Below are 21,060 nucleotides of genomic sequence, written 5' to 3' on the forward strand. Positions count from 1 at the left end.
GTTTTTTACTCTATAGCCGTATTCAATAGCCGACGAGAGCTTAACACTCCAGCATTAACTTGGCCAATACCTATAAATTCATGGTTTTGGCTATACAGTTTAATCGCTGCAATATCGGTTAAAGCGGTGGCATAGCTTTGACCATACTGTAATTGCTGCTGCTCAGCAGCCGTAACAGTTAGACTAGGCAATTCTACTATACCCGCATCCATAGGCAGTAGTAAGGCATCAACTACAGAGAAATCTTTACTATCATGACAGGGTAAAGTGTTTTCCTCTATAAATGGCACTGTCTGCGCTTGGCTAATATCGAATGGGCCAACTTGGGTTCGATGTAAAGCTGAGACATGGGCACCACAGCCTAATGCTTCGCCTAAGTCATCAATTAAGGTGCGAATATAAGTACCTTTACTGCAATGGACAATAAAACTAGCTTCTTGCGGCGTAAAATCAATTAATTCAAACCGATAAATCGTGATTGGCCGCGCTTCTCTTGGCACTGTAATGCCTTGTCTGGCGTAACGGTATAAAGGTTGACCTTGATACTTTAACGCCGAAAACATGGTAGGAATTTGCAGAATATCACCGCGAAAGGCTTGCATGGCTTGCTCTAACATCGCTTGATCATGCTGCACAGGCTTGTCACTAATGACTTCACCCTCACTATCACTGGTACTAGTACGAATGCCAAACTTTGCTTTAACCTGATAGGTTTTATCGGTATCTAACAAAAACTGGCTAAACTTAGTCGCCTCGCCAAAACATAGTGGCAACAAACCTGATGCGAGAGGATCTAAAGCGCCAGTATGGCCAGCTTTTTTGGCCTGAAATAACCAACGTACCCGCTGCAAAATACCATTACTGCTGATATCAAGCGGCTTATCTAAGAGCAAAATGCCATTAACCGCACGCGCATTACGACGAGCCATTAGTTTTTCGACTCTTCACTATCTGTATTGGTATCTGTGTCGCTATCATTAGTGGCATAAGTACTGATATCAGTATCTGTAACATCATCTGAGTCGACAGCTTCAACTTCATCTAACTCTTGGCCAGAATCTAAACGGCGACGATCATCATCACGACGAGCATCAGCCACTAACGTAGCCATGCGAATACCTTCGTTTAACGACGCATCATGAGAAAAGCGAATATTTGGCACAATGCGTGATTGGATCCGCTTACCAATTAACTTACGAACAAAGCCCGAAGCGTCATTTAACAGTTTTAAGTTATCCGCTACCAATTCTTGTTCTAAGCCAAGAAAAGTTACAAATACTTTTGCATGCGATAAGTCACGAGATACTTCAACATCAGATACGGTGATCATGCTGTGCAAACGGGGATCTTTTATTTCACGTTGTAAAATCACAGCCATTTCTTTTTTCATCTGCTGGGAAAGTCGGTCAACGCGAGAGAATTCTTTACTCATAATTTATTGTCCTAAACGATTATTGAGACAAAACAGGGGCCGAATGGCCCCTGTTTTTAGCAACTAAACGCAAGTTACAGGGTACGTTCAACCTGAATAACTTCAAATACTTCGATTTGGTCGCCTTCACGGACATCGTTGTAGTTTTTAACACCGATACCACATTCATAACCATTTCGAACTTCGTTAACGTCATCTTTAAAGCGACGTAACGATTCTAACTCACCTTCAAATATAACCACGTTATCACGTAGTACACGAATAGGCGCTTGACGTTTAATGACACCCTCAGTCACCATACAACCAGCAACTGCACCAAATTTAGGTGAACGGAATACATCACGAACCTGAGCTAAACCAATAATTTGCTGTTTAAATTCTGGTGCTAACATACCCGTCATGGCTGCACGTACTTCATCTAGCAACTCATAGATGATGCCATAATAACGTAAGTCTAGGCCTTCATCTTCAATTAGCTTACGCGCAGTACCATCAGCACGAACGTTAAAGCCAATTACGATTGCAGACGATGCCGCAGCAAGGGTTACGTCAGTTTCAGTAATACCGCCAACGCCACTACCGATGATTCTCACTTTTACTTCATCAGTTGATAGCTTCATCAACGATTCGATAATCGCTTCTACTGAACCTTGAACATCCGCTTTAAGCACGATGTTTAGTTCAGAAACATCACCTTCAGTCATGTTAGCAAACATGTTTTCAAGTTTAGCTTTTTGCTGACGCGCCAATTTAATATCGCGGAACTTACCTTGACGATATAGAGCAACTTCACGGGCTTTACGCTCGTCTTTAACAACAGTTACTTCATCACCCGCTTGTGGTACGCCTGATAAACCAAGGATCTCTACAGGAATAGACGGACCCGCTGATTTAACTTCTTTACCATTTTCATCGCGCATGGCACGAACACGACCGTATTCAAAACCACACAGGACGATTTCGCCTTGCTTTAACGTACCGTGCTGCACCAAGATTGATGCTACTGGACCACGGCCTTTATCTAAGCGTGATTCAATAACAACACCGCGAGCCATACCGTCACGAACTGCCGTTAATTCTAATAATTCAGATTGGTTAAGTACCGCTTCAAGTAAGTCATCAATACCTAAGCCGGCTTTTGCAGAAACTTGTACGAACTGCGTATCACCGCCCCACTCTTCTGAAATAACATCATATTGAGATAGTTCGTTACGTACCCGATCTGGATCGGCTTCTGGCTTATCAATTTTGTTTACCGCAACTACAATTGGCACACCCGCAGCTTTAGCATGCTGGATTGCTTCTTTGGTTTGTGGCATTACACCATCGTCTGCTGCCACAACTAAGATTACGATATCCGTTGATTTTGCACCACGCGCACGCATAGAAGTAAATGCGGCGTGACCTGGTGTATCAAGGAAGGTAACAACTCCGCGTTCAGTCTCTACATGGTAAGCACCAATATGCTGAGTAATACCACCGGCTTCGCCTGAAGCAACTTTAGCTTTACGGATACAATCTAGTAATGAAGTTTTACCATGGTCAACGTGGCCCATAACCGTAACAACCGGTGCTCTTGGCTCAAGTTTACCTTCGCCTTCGCGAACCGACATTACCGCTTCTTCAAGTTCGTTTTCTTTAGTCAGGGTAAATTTATGACCCATTTCTTCACAAACGATTGAAGCAGTTTCTTGATCGATAACTTGGTTAATGGTTGCCATAGCACCCATTTTCATCATCACTTTAATTACTTCTGATGCTTTTACTGCCATTTTAGCGGCTAATTCTGCAACAGAGATAGTTTCACCAATCTTCACTTCACGTTCAACTGGTTGTGCTGGTTTATTAAAACCATGCTGCATACTGGTTGGCGTTTTCTTTTTCTTAGAATGACGATTGGCACGATTAAAGGCTTCTCTATCGTTAGCATCATCTTTCTTTTTATTTTTCGGTGGCGCTTTTTTACCCGCACCACGACGACCTGCACGCTCTTCTTTAGCGTCTACTTCGTCTTCAGCTTCTTTAGCAAATTCATTACTGGTTAAGTGGTAGTCATTATTCTCAACCGGCTTTTTAGCTTCTGCTGCCCAACGCTCACCGTTTTCTTCAGCCAATTTACGGGCTGCTTCAGCTTGTTTTTTAGCATCTTCTTCTAACTTACGTAAAGATTCAGCTTCTTGTTGCTGACGAATACGATCGGCTTCTTTACGTGCTTGCTCTTTAGCTGCGCGACGCGCGGCTTCTTCAGGGTCATCTTTCAATAATTGGGCCTGTTTTGTATCTTCGCGACGTTTTGCTTCCGCGGCCTTACGATCAGCTTCTTCTTTAGCTTTTGCTGCTGCAGCTTCTTTTACTGCACGTTCAGCTTCTGCACGGGCTTTGTCAGCTTCAGCTTGCGCTTGTTGCTCAGCAATACGTGCTTCTTCTTGGGCTTTTACTTCAGCTTCATCAATTTGTGGTTTTTTAACATAAGTGCGTTGCTTACGAACTTCAACCGTGATCTCACGATTACGTCCGCCACCGCTAGCGACACTTAACGTTGATTTTTCTTTACGCTGTAAAGTTAAACGTGACGGCTCAGCCGTACGTCCACCATGTTGCGCACTTAAATGATCTAAAAGTGATTTTTTCTCATCTTCATTAACCATTTGGCCAGCGGTTTTTGTAATGCCCGCTTCAGCGAATTGTAGTACTAACCGATCAACAGTAGTACCGACATCCGTGGCTAGCTTTTCTATAGTGACTTCTGCCATTTGTGTTGTTACCTCCGTTGACTACTATTGTTCTTCGCTAAACCAGACGATATTACGGGCTGCCATAATTAAGTCGGCGGCTTGTTGTTCCGACATTGGCGCTATATCCAGTAAATCATCTACACCTAGCTCAGCTAGGTCGTCTAACGTGATTATTTTTTTACTTGCCAGTGTATAGGCAGTATGAGTATCTAAACCTTCAAGCGCTAATAACGCTTCTGTAGGCTTAGCACTTTCTAGTGATTCTTCGCTAGCTAGGGCGCGAGTGGTTAATACCGCTTTAGCTCTAGTACGCAGAACATCTACGATGTCTTCATCAAAACCGTCAATGCTTAGTAATTCAGAAATTGGCACGTATGCTACTTCTTCTAATGAAGAGAAACCTTCATCGATAAGCACGTCAGCAAAATCTTCATCAATATCTAAAAATTCCATAAAGATTTGGCGAGTTTTGCTGCTTTCTTCTTGATGTTTCTTGTTCATGTCGCTTAACGACATAACGTTTAATTCCCAGCCTGTTAATTGGCTAGCTAAACGCACGTTTTGGCCATTACGACCAATTGCCATGGCTAAGTTATCGTCTTGAACAGCGATATCCATAGAGTGGGTATCTTCGTTTACCACGATAGACGCCACTTCAGCAGGTGCCATAGCATTAATGACATATTGAGCATCATTATCGTCATATAATACAATATCTACGCGCTCACCGGCTAATTCATTAGAAACTGCTTGTACGCGTGAACCACGCATACCAACACAAGCACCAACAGGATCGATACGGCGGTCATTACTTTTCACCGAGATTTTCGCTCTAGCACCAGGATCACGTGCAGCACCACGAAGCTCAATCATCTCTTCACCAATCTCTGGCACTTCAATGCGGAATAACTCTAACAGCATTTCTGGACGTGAACGGCTTAAAAATAACTGGGCACCACGTGCTTCAGGCTTAACTTCAAATAATAATGCACGTAACCGATCGCCTGGACGATAAGTTTCACGCGGTAACATTTCGTCACGGCCTAACATGGCTTCTGCGTTATTACCTAAATCGACAATTATGCTATCGCGGTTAACTTTTTTAACTACACCGGTGACGAGCTCGCCTACTTGGTCGATATAAGCTTCAACAACTTGTGAACGCTCTGCTTCACGTACTTTTTGTACGATAACTTGCTTTGCCATCTGTGTAGTGATGCGGTCAAACTGAATTGAATCTATTTGTTCTTCAACATAATCACCAATATTTAATGACTCGTCATCATATTGGGCTGCTGATAGCGTGATTTCGCGGTACGGGTTTTCTTGCACTTCATCATCGGCAACAATTAGCCAACGACGGAAAGTTTCGTAAGATCCCGTTTTGCGATCGATATTGACGCGTGCTTCAATATCGCCACCATTTTTCTTTTTAGTTGCCGCTGCTAATGCAAACTCTAGTGCTTGAAAGATTTTCTCTCTTGGCACTGATTTTTCGTTTGAAACTGCATCAACAACTAATAATATTTCTTTTGCCATTGTTTGTTGCCTCGATTTGCCCCGGTATCTTAAAAAACAGGTACCACGTTTGCTTTATCAATATTATCCATCAGCAAACGATAGGGTTTGCCATCTACTTCCACTATCAACATATCGTCTTCAATAGCTGTTAGCATGCCTTTAAATTTGCGTCTGCCATCTTGTGGGATCGCTAATTTAACTTCAATTTTTTGTCCTAGTACCGCAGCATAGTGCGCTGGGATAAATAATGGACGATCTAAACCTGGTGACGATACTTCCAACAAATATTCTGCTTGTATGGGATCTTCAACATCTAATATTGCACTTACTTCACGGCTTACTAACGCACAGTCTTCAACGTTAACGCCATCTGCATGATCAAGATATATACGTAATGTCGAATGACGGCCAGCTTGCACAACCTCTAAGCCTAATAACTCAAAGCCATTTGCTTCAACTGTTGGGCGAAGCAATTCAGTCAGTTTTTGTTCTTGCCTAGTCAAAAAGACCTCCAAAACACAATTTGTGCAACCTAATTTGGCAACCATTCGCCAGTACTGTTTACACAAATAAAAAAGGGCCTACAGCCCATTACTTACTAAAACACAGTCTGCAGATACGAAAACGCCCCGAGCTAGCGGGGCGAAGAGGCATCCAATCAACAAACATATCGCCAATGCTTATTGTCAAAAATTTGGTTGCGGCAGTCGGATTTACGACCTTCGCTCTTCGGTTATAAAGAGGAGCCCGAGGGCGTTCTATATAACCTTACTACAAACTAATTTGGTTGCGGGAGCTGGATTTGAACCAACGACCTTCGGGTTATGAGCCCGACGAGCTACCAGACTGCTCCATCCCGCGTCCGTAATAGGTAATCATTATATAGCGCTGCGCTTTTTATCGCAAGCTTTGCCTGCGTAAAGTAAGCATTTAATGGTGCCGAGAGCGGGACTTGAACCCGCACGTCCTAAGACACTACCCCCTCAAGATAGCGTGTCTACCAATTTCACCACCTCGGCAAAAATAAGCTGCTTAACTTCCTACAGGGATATCGCTAACAGGTTCTTGTTTTACTGCGTCTACTTGCTCTGTAACTGGTACAGATAAATCTTGCCATTCATCAGCTTGTTTAGTTTGACCAGTACTATAATTACCTAAAATAATACTGACAACAAAAAACACGGTAGCCAACAAAGTAGTTGTTTTGGTTAAAAAATTACCGGTACCAGACGAACCGAATACGGTTGCTGATGCACCTGCACCAAAAGCTGCGCCCATATCGGCGCCTTTACCATGCTGGATTAATACTAATCCTATTAAGCTAATGGCAACTAATAAATACACTACAATTAAAATTTCGTACATGCTTATTCCTGTGCACTACTGCAAATTTGCGCAAACTCTGCTGCTTTAAGGCTAGCACCACCAACTAATGCGCCGTTTATATCTGGCTGGGCAAACAAGGCTGAACAATTGTCGCCATTTACGCTGCCACCGTATAATAACTTTATATTTGATGCTGCTTCTTTATCAAGCTTTGCCAAATGGTCACGGATAAAAGCATGTGTAGCTTGTGCTTGTTCCGGTGACGCTGACTCACCTGTCCCTATCGCCCAGATTGGCTCATAGGCAATTACTGATTTTGCTAGCAATTCGGGCTGCGAAGCATACACTGCATCAAGTTGGCGTGCAATAACCTGCTCGGTTTTTTCTTGTTGCCGCTGCTGTAACGTTTCACCAATACACAAGATGGGAATTAAACCAGCCTGCACGGCGACTTTTACTTTAGCCGCAATCTGCTCATCGGTTTCAAGGTTAAGCGTACGGCGCTCAGAATGGCCGATAATAACATAAGTTACTGCCGCTTCTAACAACAGGTCAGCACTTATTTCGCCAGTGTAAGCACCTGCGTTATGTTGGCTAATATTCTGGGCACCAAGCTGGACATTACCTTGTACAGTAAAGTGATGCAGTAAGGTTAAAGGTGGACAAATAACAACATCTACCGCAGATAAGCTTATATCCGCTAATGTTTCATTCATAGTCTGAACTAATGCAACTGAACCATTCATTTTCCAGTTAGCTACCAGTAGCCGATGTTGAACTTTCATACCGTTTCCTAACCTTTATCATTTACGGGCGCGATGTTAACCAAGGCGCCCAATACATTCAAGACCTAACATCTAGTTAAACTAAAATGCTGGAGTTAGCTGGCGATTTTTACCGCATCGGCAATCTGCTCTGCAAAAGCGCGCACCACGGCTTCATCTTCACCTTCCACCATCACCCGTATTAACGGTTCAGTGCCACTTTTACGAATTAACACCCGCCCAGCGCCATTTAATTTCGCTTCAACAGTAGCAATCACTTCTTTGACGTGATGATTTTCTAGTGGAGCTGTACCTTTTTCAAATTTAACATTTACCAATACTTGGGGCATTTTTTTCATGCCTTGGCTAAATTCGGCTAAAGATAAATTAGCCTCAATCATGGCATTTAGTACTTGTAACGAGGCAATAATGCCATCGCCAGTACAGGTATAGTCTAAGTTTAAAACATGACCTGAGTTTTCACCGCCAATACGCCAGTTATGTTCACGCAATAATTCCATAACATGACGGTCGCCTACTTTACTGCGCACAAAGGGGATCTCTAATTCTTTAAGGGCTAACTCCAAGCCTAAATTACTCATTAAGGTGCCAACAACACCCCCTTGTAATTTACCTTGGTTTTTTGCAGCTCGAGCAATGATATAAACAATTTCGTCACCATCTAGCACATTGCCAGTATGATCAACCATCATCACTCTGTCGCCGTCACCGTCATAAGCGATACCTAAATCGGCTTGGCTATCTAAAACGGTTTTCTGCAATAAAGCAGTATGAGTTGCGCCACATTCGTGGTTAATGTTTATGCCATCTGGTGCTGCAGCAATAATAACGACTTCGGCACCTAATTCTTTAAACACAGCTGGGGCAATGTGGTACGTAGCACCATTAGCACAATCGATAACAATTTTCATGCCACTTAATGATAAATGATTAGGTAAGTGGCTTTTACAAAATTCAATATAACGACCCGCAGCATCGTCAATCCGCATCGCTTTACCAAGCTTTTCAGATGGCTCGCAAATCATTGGTTTCTCTAACTCTTCCTCAATTGCCAACTCAACTTCATCGGCTAATTTAGTGCCATCAGCAGAAAAAAACTTTATACCATTATCATAATAAGGATTATGTGAAGCACTGATAACAATACCCGCTTCAGCCCGAAAGGTTCGGGTTAAATAGGCTACTGCCGGTGTTGGCATAGGACCAAGTAAACGCACATTAATACCTGCCGCTATTAATCCAGCTACCATAGCGGTTTCTAGTAAATAACCAGAGATCCGGGTATCTTTACCAATTAATACTTTACGGGTACCACGCTCTGATAATACTCGACCGGCTGCCCAGCCTAGTTTCATGGCAAATTCAGGGGTTATCGGAAACTCACCGACTTTACCGCGCACGCCATCAGTACCAAAATATTTTCTGCTCATTTATTATGCTCCATGCCGTACTGCAGCTGCGATCCGCACTGCTTGTACAGTTTCTTTAACGTCATGTACTCGAATTATTTGAGCGCCAGCCATAGCGGCAATAGTGGCACAAGCGACACTGCCAATCATCCGCTCTGCAGCAGGCACATTTAATAATTCACCAATCATTGATTTTCGTGACATGCCTGCCAATACTGGCATGTTCATATCGATAAATTCTGTTAGTTGGGTTAACAACTGATAATTATGTGCGACACTTTTACCAAAACCGAAACCGGGGTCAAGAATAATATTTTCTGCCAGTATGCCAGCCGCGATACATTGCTCGGCGCGTTGCTGCAAAAACTGTTTTACGTCTTGCACCACATCTTGATAACTTGGCTGATGTTGCATAGTACGCGGGGCGCCTTGCATATGCATCAGGCATACAGGCACTTGGCATGCAACAGCAACTTCCAAAGCACCAGGTTCTTGTAAGGCTCTAATGTCATTAATAATATCAGCCCCTGCCTGAACCGCTTCTGACATTACAACTGCTTTACTGCTATCAATTGAAATAACACAGTCAAAACGCTGCCGTATTGCCTTAATAACCGGTATCACTCGCGCTAATTCTTCAGTTAATGAAACATCAACCGCACCTGGGCGAGTGGACTCGCCACCAATATCAATAATGCTGGCACCATCAATTAACATTTGTTCTGTTTGGCGCAACGCCGCATCTAAGTTGGTGTAGTTGCCACCATCTGAAAATGAATCTGGGGTAAGATTTAAAATACCCATAACCACAGGTCGATCTAAATTGAGCTGTCGTTGTCTAGGTAACTGTAAAATCATATCGACTCCGATACGTTAACGGCAAAAAGCACACGCAAAAAATCACATAAAGTAATAGCAAAAAAGCCCCGGAACGCGGGGCTTAGTTTATTCTACGCTTGCAGGCTTAGTGCAAGTTACCTTCAGAAGGCTTATCGCTAGCTGAAACATTATCGCTACTGCTATCAGTGGTAGTGTCACTGCTAGTATCGTCGCTATCGTCATCAGTTGGCTTAGCTCTTGGCTCCCAGTTTTCTGGTTGACGTACTTCGCGTCTGGCCATTAGGTCATCAATTTGTTTAGCATCAATCGTTTCATACTTCATTAATGCATCTTTCATGGTATGTAACACATCCATGTTTTCTTCAATTAATGTTTTAGCACGTATATAGTTACGATCAATAAACTCACGAATTTCAGCGTCGATAGCTTTAACCGTTTCTTCTGACATATGTTTATTTTTAGATACAGAGCGGCCTAAAAACACTTCGCCTTCTTCTTCTGCATATAACAGTGGACCTAGCTTTTCTGAAAAGCCCCATTGCGTCACCATTTTACGGGCTAAATCAGTAGCGCGTTCAATATCGTTAGAGGCACCTGTGGTTACATACTCAAAACCATAGATCACTTCTTCAGCAATACGACCACCAAATAACGAACTAATCATGCTTTCTAAATGACGTTTACTATGTGATACCCGATCCCGCTCTGGTAAATACATAGTGACACCTAAAGCGCGACCACGTGGGATAATACTCACTTTATACACAGGGTCATGATCAGGTACTAAGCGGCCAACAATGGCGTGACCTGCTTCATGATAAGCCGTCATTTCTTTTTCTTTTTCAGTCATCACCATAGAGCGACGTTCTGAGCCCATCATGATTTTATCTTTGGCTTTCTCAAACTCATCCATTGATACCACGCGTTTATCGGTGCGGGCAGCAAATAAGGCGGCTTCGTTAACTAAGTTTGCTAAATCAGCACCTGAGAAACCAGGTGTACCACGGGCAATAACTGATGGCTCAACGCCTTCGCCTAATGGTACTTTACGCATATGAACTTTTAAAATTTGCTCACGGCCTTTAACATCCGGTAAGCCAACCACAACTTGACGGTCAAAGCGGCCTGGACGTAATAATGCTGGGTCTAATACATCAGGACGGTTAGTTGCAGCAATGATAATGATACCTTCATTACCATCAAAACCATCCATTTCTACTAGCATTTGGTTTAATGTTTGCTCACGCTCGTCGTGACCACCACCTAAACCGGCACCACGCTGGCGACCAACCGCATCAATCTCATCGATGAAGATAATACAAGGCGAGGCTTTTTTCGCTTGTTCAAACATATCTCGGACACGTGACGCACCGACACCAACGAACATTTCAACAAAGTCTGAACCAGAAATAGTGAAGAAAGGTACTTTTGCTTCACCCGCAATGGCTTTAGCTAATAAGGTTTTACCCGTACCTGGAGGACCGATTAACAAAATACCTTTCGGAATACGGCCACCTAATTTCTGGAACCGTGAAGGATCTTTTAAGTAATCGACTAATTCAGAGACTTCTTCTTTAGCTTCATCACAACCCGCAACATCGGCAAAAGTGGTTTTAATTTGGTCTTCGCCCATTAAGCGCGCTTTACTTTTACCAAACGACATTGCCCCTTTACCGCCGCCGCCTTGCATTTGACGCATAAAGAAAATCCAGACACCAATTAACAATAACATTGGGAACCAAGAAATAAAGATAGTGGCTAACCAGCTACTTTCTTCAGGTTTAGCACCAAGGGTACTGACATCATTTTTAATCAGATCATCTAACAGTTTATCGTCATAACCAGTAGGAATTACGGTTTCAAAACGTTCACCGCTGCGCTTTACACCGGTAATCACACCCGTGCGTTCAACTTTCACTTCACGGATCTGCCCCTGGTTTACCTCTTTGATAAACTGAGTGTAGTTGGTTTGCCGCTCGCTGTTTTCATTAGGCCCAAAGCTGTTGAATACTGACATTAATACGACAGCGATCACCAACCAGACAATTAGATTCTTTGCCATGTCACTCAAGGTTATAACCTCTTTATTACCAAAATTTATAAATTCCCGACTACTTTACTAAATTTTGAAGCCGGTCGCCACGATATATGTCTCACGTGATCGTGCACGCGAAGAATCTGGCTTACGTATTTTTACTGTAGTAAAGGCTGCGCGCACATCTTTAACAAATTGCTCGAAGCCATCACCTTGAAACACTTTGACCACAAAACTACCATTTTGCTTCAATACGTTGTTACACATATCGAGTGCTAATTCGATCAAGTACATGGATCGTGCCTGATCAGTAGTATCATTACCACTCATATTCGGCGCCATATCCGACAATACAACATCTACGTTCTTACCATCGATTCGGCTCAGTAAGGCATTTAACACTGCTTCTTCCCGAAAGTCACCTTGTAAAAAGTGCACACCATTAATAGGGTCCATCGGTAAAATATCACAGGCTATCACAGTGCCTTTCTCACCCACCACGCCCGTACTGTATTGCGACCAACTGCCGGGTGCTGATCCTAAATCAACTACCGTCATGCCGGGTTTAAACACTTTATCTTGCTGTTGGATCTGTTCTAATTTAAACGCTGCGCGTGAACGCAAACCTAACTTTTGCGCTTGTTGCACAAAAGGATCAGCAAAATGCTCTTGTAACCAGCGGCTAGAACTTGCTGAACGTTTTTTCTTCGTCATGCTATCACTCTTAATTAGTGTTATCGCTTAGATGGCGTTACAATAGCCAAAATTCAAGCGTCTGCAGCGGAAATAGTCATTTTATGAGTTTATCTAACAAACAAACACAATTTTTAAAGGCAAAAGCACATGATCTTAAGCCGGTTATCTTACTTGGCAACAACGGTCTGACCGAAGGTGTACTTGCCGAAATTGAAACAGCACTTAATTTTCATGAGTTAATTAAAATTAAAGTACCAACAGCAGATCGCGAACAAAAAGTATTAATTATGGATGCTATTGTTCGTGAAACCAAAGCTGAGCAAGTACAAGCTATCGGTAAAATACAGGTTATCTTCAGACCAAGTAAAGATAAAAAGATTCAATTACCTCGCGGTTAATTGCCTTTTTAACCTGATAACAAAAAAGCGCCTTTTGGCGCTTTTTTTACTTGTTAACCTATTATAGCCTAATTCGTTTTAAATAAGCTAAATAACGAGCTAATAGCTAAAAGTTAAAGTAAAAGTGTCAATGCTAGTCAGTAAGCACATCATTTCTAAAATCCATAATAGCTTGCTCTACTTCCTCTGGCGTATTCATAACAAAAGGCCCATATTGCGCTATTGGCTCTTGTAATGGCTTACCGGCAATAAATAAAAACTTTACTGTGTCATTACTGTTATTGCTTATCGTCAAGTTGCCTGCACCTGATAATAGCCCTAAGGTCTTTTCTTTATTTATCGAGCCTGCCTCACCAACATGAATAGCACCTTGGTAGCTATAGAGCATCGCATTAAGCTGCTCGCTTTTAGGTATGCTAATTGTTTGGCCTGGGGCTAAATGAATATCAAGATAAACCACTTCTGTATCAGCAATAGTAAAATAGCCATTTATCTTATTATCATTAATGCTAGTTTCACCTGCGATAGCTTTAACACTAAAACCTGCAAACTGTTGCCAAGGCAGTTTATCAGCAGGCGTATCCTGATAAGCTGCAGGCACAAGTTTTCTTTTAGCTGGCAAATTAACCCAAAGCTGAAAACCATGCATTTTACCTTCAGTTTGTTTTGGCATTTCCGAGTGAATAATGCCTTTACCCGCTGTCATCCACTGCACACCGCCGTCTTCTAACAGGCCAACATTACCAATATGGTCTCTATGCTCCATTTTACCTTGCAGCATATAGGTTACCGTTTCAAAGCCACGGTGCGGGTGCGATGGAAAGCCACCAATATAATCTGAAGCTTGCTCTGAGCCAAATTCGTCTAACATTAAAAATGGATCAAAGCGCTGTAAATTATTGCCACCAAATACACGCAATAATTTTACACCATCACCATCAGATGCTGCACGGGCGACAACTTGCTGCTGAATTTTTACAGCATTGTGTTTCTGAGTCATATTTACACCTCGCTTCAGTTATATTTAAGTGGCTTGCTGTGTTTATAAGCTCAAGCTACTGCTTGCACTTGCTGCTCAGCTGCGGCAATGCTTTTAACACGCACCTCTTCGCCTAGGTTAACCCCTTCTGCATAAATAAATTCAACATCGGTGATCCCTAAAAAGCCCAGCATAGTTTTTAAATAAACTGTATCTAAATTCGTGCCTTTATCTTGATGCAAGCCACCACGTGCGGTTGCAATATATACTTTTTTATTAGTTAACAAGCCTACCGCGCCTGCTTCGGTGTATTTAAAAGTTACACCTGCTCTTGCTATATGGTCAAACCAAGCTTTAAGCTGGCTTGGAATAGCAAAGTTATACATAGGCGCTGCAATAACAATCACATCGGCTTGTTGTACTTCGGCAATTAATGTATCGGCTAATGTTGCATTACCCGCGCCAATGGCTTCGATAGTTTGCATAGAAAAATGTGGAATATCACCAGCTGAAACATTACGCTCAACAATGGCAGAGTCTTTCTTTTGTGCTAGGGCTGCGACTAATTTTTTAGCTATACCGCTTGATACGCCGTTATCACCGAAGATGCTAGACTTTACGTATAAAATGTTTTGCGTGTTCATATGAGTGTCCTCTTTGACTGATTTTTTTAAATTGGTTAACTTAATTGCTAGCTATTATATCCGTTACAACTTAATCAAATGTACGGTATATTAGCTAAAATCAATCAATAATCTTGATGAATACTATGCCTAACTCACAAAATAGCTCGTCAGTTAAATTAAGCCGACTCCCCAAAATCACCTTAGAGCAATGGGCTACCTTTAAAGCCGTTGTTGATGAAGGCTCTTTTGCTAAAGCGGCTGAACATTTACATAAAAGCCAGTCTAGTGTTAGTTATATAATTGCCAAGTTAGAAGCACAACTGCCTGCGCCCGCCTTAATGCCAGAGGGGCGAAAAGCTGTTCTGACAGAAGCTGGTAAGGTGCTATACCGTTATGCTAGCAACTTACTAGCCCAAGCTAGCCAAATTGAAAATATTGCTAACTATATTGCCCAAGGCTGGGAGACAGAAGTTACCCTGGCCGTAGATGCCATTGTCGCTATGGATAACGTATTTTGTGCTTTACAAAGCTTTTCAGCCGATCACCCGCAACCGCGAATAAACGTACTAGAAACCACGCTTTCAGGCACCGATGAAGCCGTGTTATTTCGCAAAGCCGATATTGTGTTAAGCCCCACCTTAATCACAGGCTTTATGGGCATGCCAATAGGTGAGAGCCTAATGCAATATGTTGCCAGCCCCAACCATCCGCTGGTTCAATTAGCCCGAGCTATCCATGAAGATGACTTAAAGCAACATCGGCAAATTGTCATTAAAGATTCTGGCCTGCAACGGCAACGCGATGAAGGTTGGTTAGGCTCAGAGCAGCGTTGGAGCTTCTCACACATTTCCAGCAGCATTAAAGCCGTAACAGCCGGCTTAGGCTTTGCCAAACTTCCCCCCGCCTGCATAGCCGCCGAATTAAAGTCTGGCCAATTAGTACCATTAAAAATGGCAACCGACATGCACCAGCGTATACCACTATATTTAATTAAAACCGCGCAAAGCCACGCCGGCCCAGCCGTAGAAGAGCTTGCCCAGCGCCTACAGCACCACCTACAAACCTAATATGGGGTCAGTGCTAATTAATTTTTTGTTAATAGCCAATTTTGATATTTATATTCTGTTGGTTAACGCAGTTATGTTATCCATAACAACATTTCCCCTTAGAGCGAATAATCTAACCGTTGTATTGCCTACAGCAACACTGTATATAAAATTATGTAGATTTATCTCTGTTCCTCTTTACTCTTTACTCTTTACCGTTAACAAAAAATTAATTAGCTACGACCCCATTTTAATTTTTTTGAAATACAAACAAAAATAGCGCCAAACGGCGCTATTTTTAATCTGAGTCATGTTTAAGTATATTTAAACTTAAAGGTACTCTACTGCTGTTATTTCGAATTCCACTACACCGTTAGGTGTGGTGATATTGGCGACGTCATCTACTGACTTGCCAATTAAACCGCGTGCTATGGGCGAGTTAACTGATATTAAATTATTTTTAATATTAGCTTCATCATCACCGACAATGCGGTAAGTAACTTCTTGATCGGTTTCCAGATTAAGAATGGTTACTGTGGTACCAAAGATAACTTTGCCGGTGTTTTTCATTTTACTAATGTCAATAATTTGTACATTAGATAACTTAGCTTCGATATCTTGAATTCGACCTTCGCAGAACCCCTGCTGCTCACGAGCAGCGTGGTATTCAGCATTTTCTTTTAAATCGCCATGCTCACGTGCAGTTGCGATTGCTTGAATAATAGCCGGTCTTTTTACCGACTTTAATTCATGCAATTCAAGACGCAAGTTTTCTGCGCCCTGCACCGTCATTGGGATCTGAATCATGCGTTTACTCTCTTATGTAATTCTTGCACCGACACAACACTTTCAAACGCGCTCGCTGCACTGGATTCTACCGTGGCAAAAGCGGCATTCATGGTTGTAGTGTAATTTGCTTTATGCTGCAAGGTACCACGGCGAATTATTTTAGAATCCTCTATTGCTTTACGGCCATCAGTCGTATTAACAATATAGCTGTATTCACCATTTTTAATTCTATCCAGAATATGTGGACGGCCTTCAAATACTTTGTTTACCGTACGACATTCGATACCTGCGGCTTGTAATGCTTTAGCGGTACCGCCAGTTGCATCAAGCTCGAAGCCCTTCGCAACCATTAGTTTTGCTAACTCAACTACTTTTACTTTATCGCTGTCACGCACTGAAAGCAAGGCTCTGCCACCTGTAGGGATATAGCAACTTGCGCCTAACTGACCTTTTGAGAACGCAGTACTAAAGGTATCACCCACACCCATTACTTCACCCGTAGAACGCATCTCAGGGCCTAAAATAGGGTCAACCCCTGGGAATTTATTAAACGGGATCACAACTTCTTTTACTGAGAAGTATGGCGGAATTATTTCTTTAGTAATGCCTTGTGACGCTAAAGATTGGCCGGCCATACAACGCGCACCTACTTTGGCAATAGCAACACCTGTGGCTTTAGACACAAAAGGTACGGTACGGGCAGCACGAGGGTTGACTTCGATTAAGTAAACTTCGTTATCTTTAACCGCAAATTGGGTATTCATTAAGCCTACAACGCCTAACTCTAACGCTAATTTACGCACTTGGTCGCGCATCACATCTTGAATTTCTACCGACAAGGTATGCGGTGGCAATGAACAGGCTGAGTCACCTGAGTGCACACCCGCTTGCTCGATATGTTCCATAATGCCACCGATAACTACTTCAGTGCCGTCACAGATGGCATCGATATCGACTTCAATCGCATCATCTAAGAAGTTATCCAGTAATACCGGTGAGTCATTAGACACGCTTACGGCTTCGGTCATATAACGACGTAAATCTTGCTCGTCGTATACAATTTCCATAGCCCGGCCACCTAAAACATAAGACGGACGCACTACCATTGGGAAACCAATATCAGCGGCTTTGTTTAAGGCTTCTTCGACACTGGTTACCGTGGCATTTTTCGGCTGTTTAAGGCCTAAACGGACTACGGCTTGTTGGAAGCGCTCGCGGTCTTCTGCACGGTCAATCGCATCTGGCGAGGTACCAATAATTGGCACTCCGTTAGCTTCTAAAGCACGCGCTAATTTTAATGGCGTTTGGCCACCGTATTGTACGATAACGCCTTTAGGCTGTTCTTTTCGTACAATTTCTAGCACGTCTTCTAAGGTGATTGGCTCGAAATATAACCGGTCTGACGTATCGTAATCGGTTGATACGGTTTCAGGGTTACAGTTGATCATAATGGTTTCATAACCGTCTTCGCGTAACGCTAAGGCAGCATGAACACAACAATAATCGAATTCGATACCTTGACCGATACGGTTTGGTCCACCACCAATAATCATGATTTTATCGCGATTAGTTGGGGCAGCTTCACACTCCTCGTCGTAGGTTGAATACATATATGCTGTGTTAGAAGCAAATTCAGCAGCACAAGTATCAACCCGTTTGTATACCGGATGAATACCAAAACCATGGCGTTTTTTACGCACTTCGTTTTCGCTGACACCTAATACATCGGCAATACGCTGATCGGCAAAGCCTTTACGTTTAACCCGCGCGATAGCGTCTTTGTCTAAACCAGCAAAACCGGCAGTAGCTAAGATTTGCTCTTCTTTAATTAAGTCTTCAATTTGCACCAAGAACCAAGGATCAATGTTGGTTAGAGCAAAGATATCTTCGATTGTCATGCCAAAACGGAATGCATCGCCGATATACCAAATACGCTCTGCACCAGGTTCTTTTAATTCGCGAACAATAATATCTTTAGCATCGTTAGCGGTTAAATCCACAATAGGGTCTAAACCCGACATGCCGGTTTCTAAGCTACGCAACGCTTTTTGTAATGACTCTTGTTGGTTACGACCAATTGCCATCACTTCACCCACCGATTTCATCTGGGTGGTTAAACGGTCATTAGCGCCGGCAAATTTTTCAAAGTTAAAACGAGGGATCTTAGTGACTACGTAGTCAATGCTTGGCTCAAACGATGCAGGTGTTAAACCACCAGTAATATCGTTAGCGAGTTCATCTAAGGTATAACCCACCGCTAATTTTGCAGCGACTTTAGCAATAGGGAAACCCGTTGCTTTTGAGGCTAAGGCAGAAGAACGAGAAACCCGCGGGTTCATCTCAATAATCACCATGCGGCCGTCTACAGGATTAATACCAAACTGGACGTTAGAACCACCGGTTTCAACACCAATTTCACGCAGTACTGCCAAAGAGGCATTACGCATAATTTGATATTCTTTATCAGTTAAGGTTTGCGCCGGTGCTACTGTTATGGAGTCGCCAGTATGTACGCCCATAGGGTCGAAGTTTTCAATGGCACAGACAATAATACAGTTGTCGTTTTTATCGCGTACTACTTCCATTTCGTACTCTTTCCAACCGATTAATGATTCATCAATCAATAACTCGTTTGTTGGCGATAAATCTAAACCATTGGTACAGATATCTTCAAACTCTTCGCGGTTATAGGCAATACCACCGCCTGAGCCGCCCATGGTAAATGAAGGCCGAATAATACAAGGGAAGCCGATATCTTCAAGTACTGCAAAGGCTTCTTCCATTGAGTGAGCAAAACCTGCACGCGGACACTCTAAACCAATAGCACGCATAGCTTTATCAAAACGACCGCGGTCTTCTGCTTTATCAATGGCGTCTGCTGTGGCGCCAATCATCTCAACATTGTACTTAGCCAACACACCATGACGCTCTAAGTCTAATGCGCAGTTAAGTGCAGTTTGGCCACCCATGGTAGGTAATACAGCACAAGGGCGCTCTTTTTCAATGATTTTTTCCACTACTTGCCAGTGAATTGGCTCGATATAAGTCGCATCAGCCATTTCTGGATCGGTCATAATAGTGGCAGGATTTGAGTTAACTAAAATAACTCGATAGCCTTCTTCTCTTAACGCTTTACAGGCTTGAGCTCCTGAATAGTCAAACTCACAAGCTTGACCAATCACGATAGGGCCAGCGCCTAAGATAAGAATACTTTTTATGTCGGTACGTTTTGGCATTGCGTCTGAGTCTCCGTAATTCGTGTTTGCTTAGGCTGAGTGTTTACGCATCAGCGCAATAAAATGGTCGAATAGCTCAGCGGCTTCGTACGGGCCTGGGCTTGCTTCAGGGTGGCCCTGAAAACTAAACGCAGCTTTATCTGTACGCTCTAATCCTTGCAAGGTACCGTCAAATAATGATTTATGGGTCGCGCGCAAAGTATCTGGCAAGCTAGTTTCATCAACTGCAAAGCCATGATTTTGTGCGGTAATCATTACCCGTTTAGTGTCTAAGTCTTGCACTGGGTGGTTAGCACCGTGATGGCCAAATTTCATTTTTAACGTACGTGCACCGCTTGCTAACGCCAATAACTGATGGCCTAAGCAGATACCAAAAATTGGAATATCGGTTGTTAAGAAAGTTTTAATCGCGTCGATAGCGTAATCACAAGGTGCCGGATCGCCTGGACCATTAGATAAGAAAATACCGTCTGGGTTCATGGCTAACACATCTGCTGCGGGTGTTTGCGCCGGTACAACCGTAATTCGGCAACCACGTTCAGCTAATGAACGTAAAATATTCCGTTTGACACCAAAGTCATATGCGACAACATGAAACTCGCCCGAGTTAGTTTGGTTAAAGCCTTGGCCTAACTTCCAAGTGCCTTCAATCCACTGATACGACTCTTTAGTGCTGACTACTTTGGCTAAGTCCAAGCCATTTAAGCCAGCAAAGTCTTTAGCTAATTGTAATGCTTTGCTTTCATCTAAATCATCTCCGGCCATAATACAGCCGTTTTGCGCACCCTTTTCTCGCAAGATTCGGGTTAGTTTACGAGTATCAATATCAGCGATACCAAGAATGTTGTGTGCGCTAAGATAATCAGTTAACGATTGTTGATTACGGAAGTTACTGGTAAGTAGAGGTAAGTCTCTGATGACTAAACCTTTAACCCAAACCTGATTCGATTCTTCATCTTCAGAGTTTGTGCCAGTGTTGCCAATATGTGGATAAGTAAGAGTGACGATTTGTTCTGCATACGAGGGATCAGTTAATATTTCTTGATACCCCGTCATTGAAGTATTAAACACTACTTCTCCAACAGAAACTCCTTTAGCGCCAATGGCTGTACCGCGAAATACGGTGCCGTCTTCCAGTACGAGCAGGGCGGACTTAGACAAAATAACCTCCAAACAGCAAAAAACGGGCTTAAACACTATAAGGTTT

The 21,060-nt window shown here is 42.8% G+C and carries 18 protein-coding genes and 2 tRNA genes; 2 read left to right on the plus strand and 18 right to left on the minus strand.

Going from position 1 to position 21,060, the window contains the following annotated elements; all coding sequences use genetic code 11:
- Positions 1-5 precede the first annotated feature (5 nt).
- The 13 genes from truB to rlmE form a co-directional block, all read right to left on the minus strand.
- Complete coding sequence (gene truB / locus BI198_RS14590) at positions 6-929, minus strand: tRNA pseudouridine(55) synthase TruB (RefSeq protein WP_070050209.1); 924 nt, start codon at positions 927-929, stop codon at positions 6-8.
- Positions 929-1,432, minus strand: coding sequence for a 30S ribosome-binding factor RbfA (gene rbfA, locus BI198_RS14595; RefSeq protein ID WP_074467425.1), 504 nt, complete (start codon positions 1,430-1,432; stop codon positions 929-931). Before rbfA ends, truB begins: the two co-directional genes overlap by 1 nt.
- Positions 1,433-1,506: 74 nt before the next feature.
- The gene (gene infB / locus BI198_RS14600) at positions 1,507-4,185 is read right to left on the minus strand and encodes a translation initiation factor IF-2 (RefSeq protein ID WP_070050210.1); all 2,679 of its coding nucleotides are present in this window, start codon (positions 4,183-4,185) and stop codon (positions 1,507-1,509) included.
- A gap of 24 nt (positions 4,186-4,209) precedes the next feature.
- On the minus strand, positions 4,210-5,706 hold the full coding sequence (nusA, locus tag BI198_RS14605; RefSeq protein ID WP_070050211.1) for a transcription termination factor NusA: 1,497 nt from the start codon (positions 5,704-5,706) through the stop codon (positions 4,210-4,212).
- Positions 5,707-5,735: 29 nt separating this feature from the next.
- Positions 5,736-6,191, minus strand: coding sequence for a ribosome maturation factor RimP (gene rimP / locus BI198_RS14610; protein ID WP_070050212.1), 456 nt, complete (start codon positions 6,189-6,191; stop codon positions 5,736-5,738).
- A 281-nt stretch (positions 6,192-6,472) separates the two neighbouring features.
- Positions 6,473-6,549, minus strand: a tRNA-Met gene (locus BI198_RS14615).
- 73 nt (positions 6,550-6,622) lie between these two features.
- A tRNA-Leu gene (locus BI198_RS14620) sits at positions 6,623-6,707 on the minus strand.
- Positions 6,708-6,720: 13 nt separating this feature from the next.
- Positions 6,721-7,053 carry a preprotein translocase subunit SecG gene (gene secG, locus BI198_RS14625; RefSeq protein WP_070050213.1) on the minus strand — a complete coding sequence of 111 codons (333 nt, stop codon included), beginning with the start codon at positions 7,051-7,053 and terminating at the stop codon, positions 6,721-6,723.
- Between the two features lie 2 nt (positions 7,054-7,055).
- On the minus strand, positions 7,056-7,799 hold the full coding sequence (gene tpiA, locus BI198_RS14630; protein WP_070050214.1) for a triose-phosphate isomerase: 744 nt from the start codon (positions 7,797-7,799) through the stop codon (positions 7,056-7,058).
- A 95-nt stretch (positions 7,800-7,894) separates the two neighbouring features.
- Positions 7,895-9,229, minus strand: a complete 1,335-nt coding sequence (gene glmM, locus BI198_RS14635) for a phosphoglucosamine mutase (RefSeq protein ID WP_070050215.1) — start codon at positions 9,227-9,229, stop codon at positions 7,895-7,897.
- A gap of 3 nt (positions 9,230-9,232) precedes the next feature.
- Positions 9,233-10,066, minus strand: a complete 834-nt coding sequence (folP, locus tag BI198_RS14640; RefSeq protein WP_070050216.1) for a dihydropteroate synthase — start codon at positions 10,064-10,066, stop codon at positions 9,233-9,235.
- Between the two features lie 106 nt (positions 10,067-10,172).
- On the minus strand, positions 10,173-12,110 hold the full coding sequence (gene ftsH / locus BI198_RS14645) for an ATP-dependent zinc metalloprotease FtsH (RefSeq protein ID WP_201243523.1): 1,938 nt from the start codon (positions 12,108-12,110) through the stop codon (positions 10,173-10,175).
- A gap of 57 nt (positions 12,111-12,167) precedes the next feature.
- Positions 12,168-12,797 (minus strand): 23S rRNA (uridine(2552)-2'-O)-methyltransferase RlmE, encoded by a 630-nt coding sequence (gene rlmE, locus BI198_RS14650; protein ID WP_070050218.1) that lies wholly within the window; start codon positions 12,795-12,797, stop codon positions 12,168-12,170.
- A gap of 83 nt (positions 12,798-12,880) precedes the next feature.
- On the opposite strand from rlmE, the gene yhbY reads away from it, so the two are divergent.
- A complete protein-coding gene (yhbY, locus tag BI198_RS14655; RefSeq protein ID WP_070050219.1) occupies positions 12,881-13,177 on the plus strand; it encodes a ribosome assembly RNA-binding protein YhbY in 297 nt (98 codons plus the stop codon).
- A gap of 133 nt (positions 13,178-13,310) precedes the next feature.
- On the opposite strand, the gene BI198_RS14660 is transcribed toward yhbY, so the two are convergent.
- Positions 13,311-14,177: a pirin family protein gene (locus BI198_RS14660; protein WP_070050220.1), complete on the minus strand. Its 867-nt coding sequence runs from the start codon at positions 14,175-14,177 to the stop codon at positions 13,311-13,313.
- Positions 14,178-14,227: 50 nt separating this feature from the next.
- Positions 14,228-14,800 (minus strand): FMN-dependent NADH-azoreductase, encoded by a 573-nt coding sequence (locus BI198_RS14665; RefSeq protein ID WP_070050221.1) that lies wholly within the window; start codon positions 14,798-14,800, stop codon positions 14,228-14,230.
- A 125-nt stretch (positions 14,801-14,925) separates the two neighbouring features.
- Between BI198_RS14665 and BI198_RS14670 the strand changes: the two genes are divergently transcribed.
- Entirely contained in the window at positions 14,926-15,849 is a 924-nt protein-coding gene (locus BI198_RS14670; RefSeq protein ID WP_070050946.1) for a LysR family transcriptional regulator, read from the plus strand.
- A 309-nt stretch (positions 15,850-16,158) separates the two neighbouring features.
- Here BI198_RS14670 and greA read toward each other — a convergent pair whose 3' ends face one another.
- Genes greA through carA form a run of 3 tightly spaced genes read right to left on the minus strand, consistent with a single transcriptional unit; the run spans position 16,159 to position 21,014 of the window.
- The gene (greA, locus tag BI198_RS14675; protein WP_070050222.1) at positions 16,159-16,635 is read right to left on the minus strand and encodes a transcription elongation factor GreA; all 477 of its coding nucleotides are present in this window, start codon (positions 16,633-16,635) and stop codon (positions 16,159-16,161) included.
- Positions 16,632-19,853 (minus strand): carbamoyl-phosphate synthase large subunit, encoded by a 3,222-nt coding sequence (carB, locus tag BI198_RS14680; RefSeq protein WP_070050223.1) that lies wholly within the window; start codon positions 19,851-19,853, stop codon positions 16,632-16,634. Before carB ends, greA begins: the two co-directional genes overlap by 4 nt.
- Before the next feature lie 30 nt (positions 19,854-19,883).
- Complete coding sequence (gene carA, locus BI198_RS14685; protein ID WP_070050224.1) at positions 19,884-21,014, minus strand: glutamine-hydrolyzing carbamoyl-phosphate synthase small subunit; 1,131 nt, start codon at positions 21,012-21,014, stop codon at positions 19,884-19,886.
- Between the last annotated feature and the right edge of the window lie 46 nt (positions 21,015-21,060).

Source organism: Rheinheimera salexigens (genome assembly GCF_001752395.1).
Lineage (GTDB): Bacteria > Pseudomonadota > Gammaproteobacteria > Enterobacterales > Alteromonadaceae > Alishewanella > Alishewanella salexigens.

What these genes read in the sequence shown, in the direction of transcription:
- truB (WP_070050209.1), bottom strand. Translation starts at nt 929, where the DNA reads ATGGCTCGTCGTAATGCGCGTGCGGTTAATGGCATTTTGCTCTTAGAT.
- rbfA (WP_074467425.1), bottom strand. Translation starts at nt 1,432, where the DNA reads ATGAGTAAAGAATTCTCTCGCGTTGACCGACTTTCCCAGCAGATGAAA.
- infB (WP_070050210.1), bottom strand. Translation starts at nt 4,185, where the DNA reads ATGGCAGAAGTCACTATAGAAAAGCTAGCCACGGATGTCGGTACTACT.
- nusA (WP_070050211.1), bottom strand. Translation starts at nt 5,706, where the DNA reads ATGGCAAAAGAAATATTATTAGTTGTTGATGCAGTTTCAAACGAAAAA.
- secG (WP_070050213.1), bottom strand. Translation starts at nt 7,053, where the DNA reads ATGTACGAAATTTTAATTGTAGTGTATTTATTAGTTGCCATTAGCTTA.
- tpiA (WP_070050214.1), bottom strand. Translation starts at nt 7,799, where the DNA reads ATGAAAGTTCAACATCGGCTACTGGTAGCTAACTGGAAAATGAATGGT.
- glmM (WP_070050215.1), bottom strand. Translation starts at nt 9,229, where the DNA reads ATGAGCAGAAAATATTTTGGTACTGATGGCGTGCGCGGTAAAGTCGGT.
- folP (WP_070050216.1), bottom strand. Translation starts at nt 10,066, where the DNA reads ATGATTTTACAGTTACCTAGACAACGACAGCTCAATTTAGATCGACCT.
- ftsH (WP_201243523.1), bottom strand. Translation starts at nt 12,110, where the DNA reads ATGGCAAAGAATCTAATTGTCTGGTTGGTGATCGCTGTCGTATTAATG.
- rlmE (WP_070050218.1), bottom strand. Translation starts at nt 12,797, where the DNA reads ATGACGAAGAAAAAACGTTCAGCAAGTTCTAGCCGCTGGTTACAAGAG.
- yhbY (WP_070050219.1), top strand. Translation starts at nt 12,881, where the DNA reads ATGAGTTTATCTAACAAACAAACACAATTTTTAAAGGCAAAAGCACAT.
- BI198_RS14660 (WP_070050220.1), bottom strand. Translation starts at nt 14,177, where the DNA reads ATGACTCAGAAACACAATGCTGTAAAAATTCAGCAGCAAGTTGTCGCC.
- BI198_RS14665 (WP_070050221.1), bottom strand. Translation starts at nt 14,800, where the DNA reads ATGAACACGCAAAACATTTTATACGTAAAGTCTAGCATCTTCGGTGAT.
- BI198_RS14670 (WP_070050946.1), top strand. Translation starts at nt 14,926, where the DNA reads ATGCCTAACTCACAAAATAGCTCGTCAGTTAAATTAAGCCGACTCCCC.
- greA (WP_070050222.1), bottom strand. Translation starts at nt 16,635, where the DNA reads ATGATTCAGATCCCAATGACGGTGCAGGGCGCAGAAAACTTGCGTCTT.
- carB (WP_070050223.1), bottom strand. Translation starts at nt 19,853, where the DNA reads ATGCCAAAACGTACCGACATAAAAAGTATTCTTATCTTAGGCGCTGGC.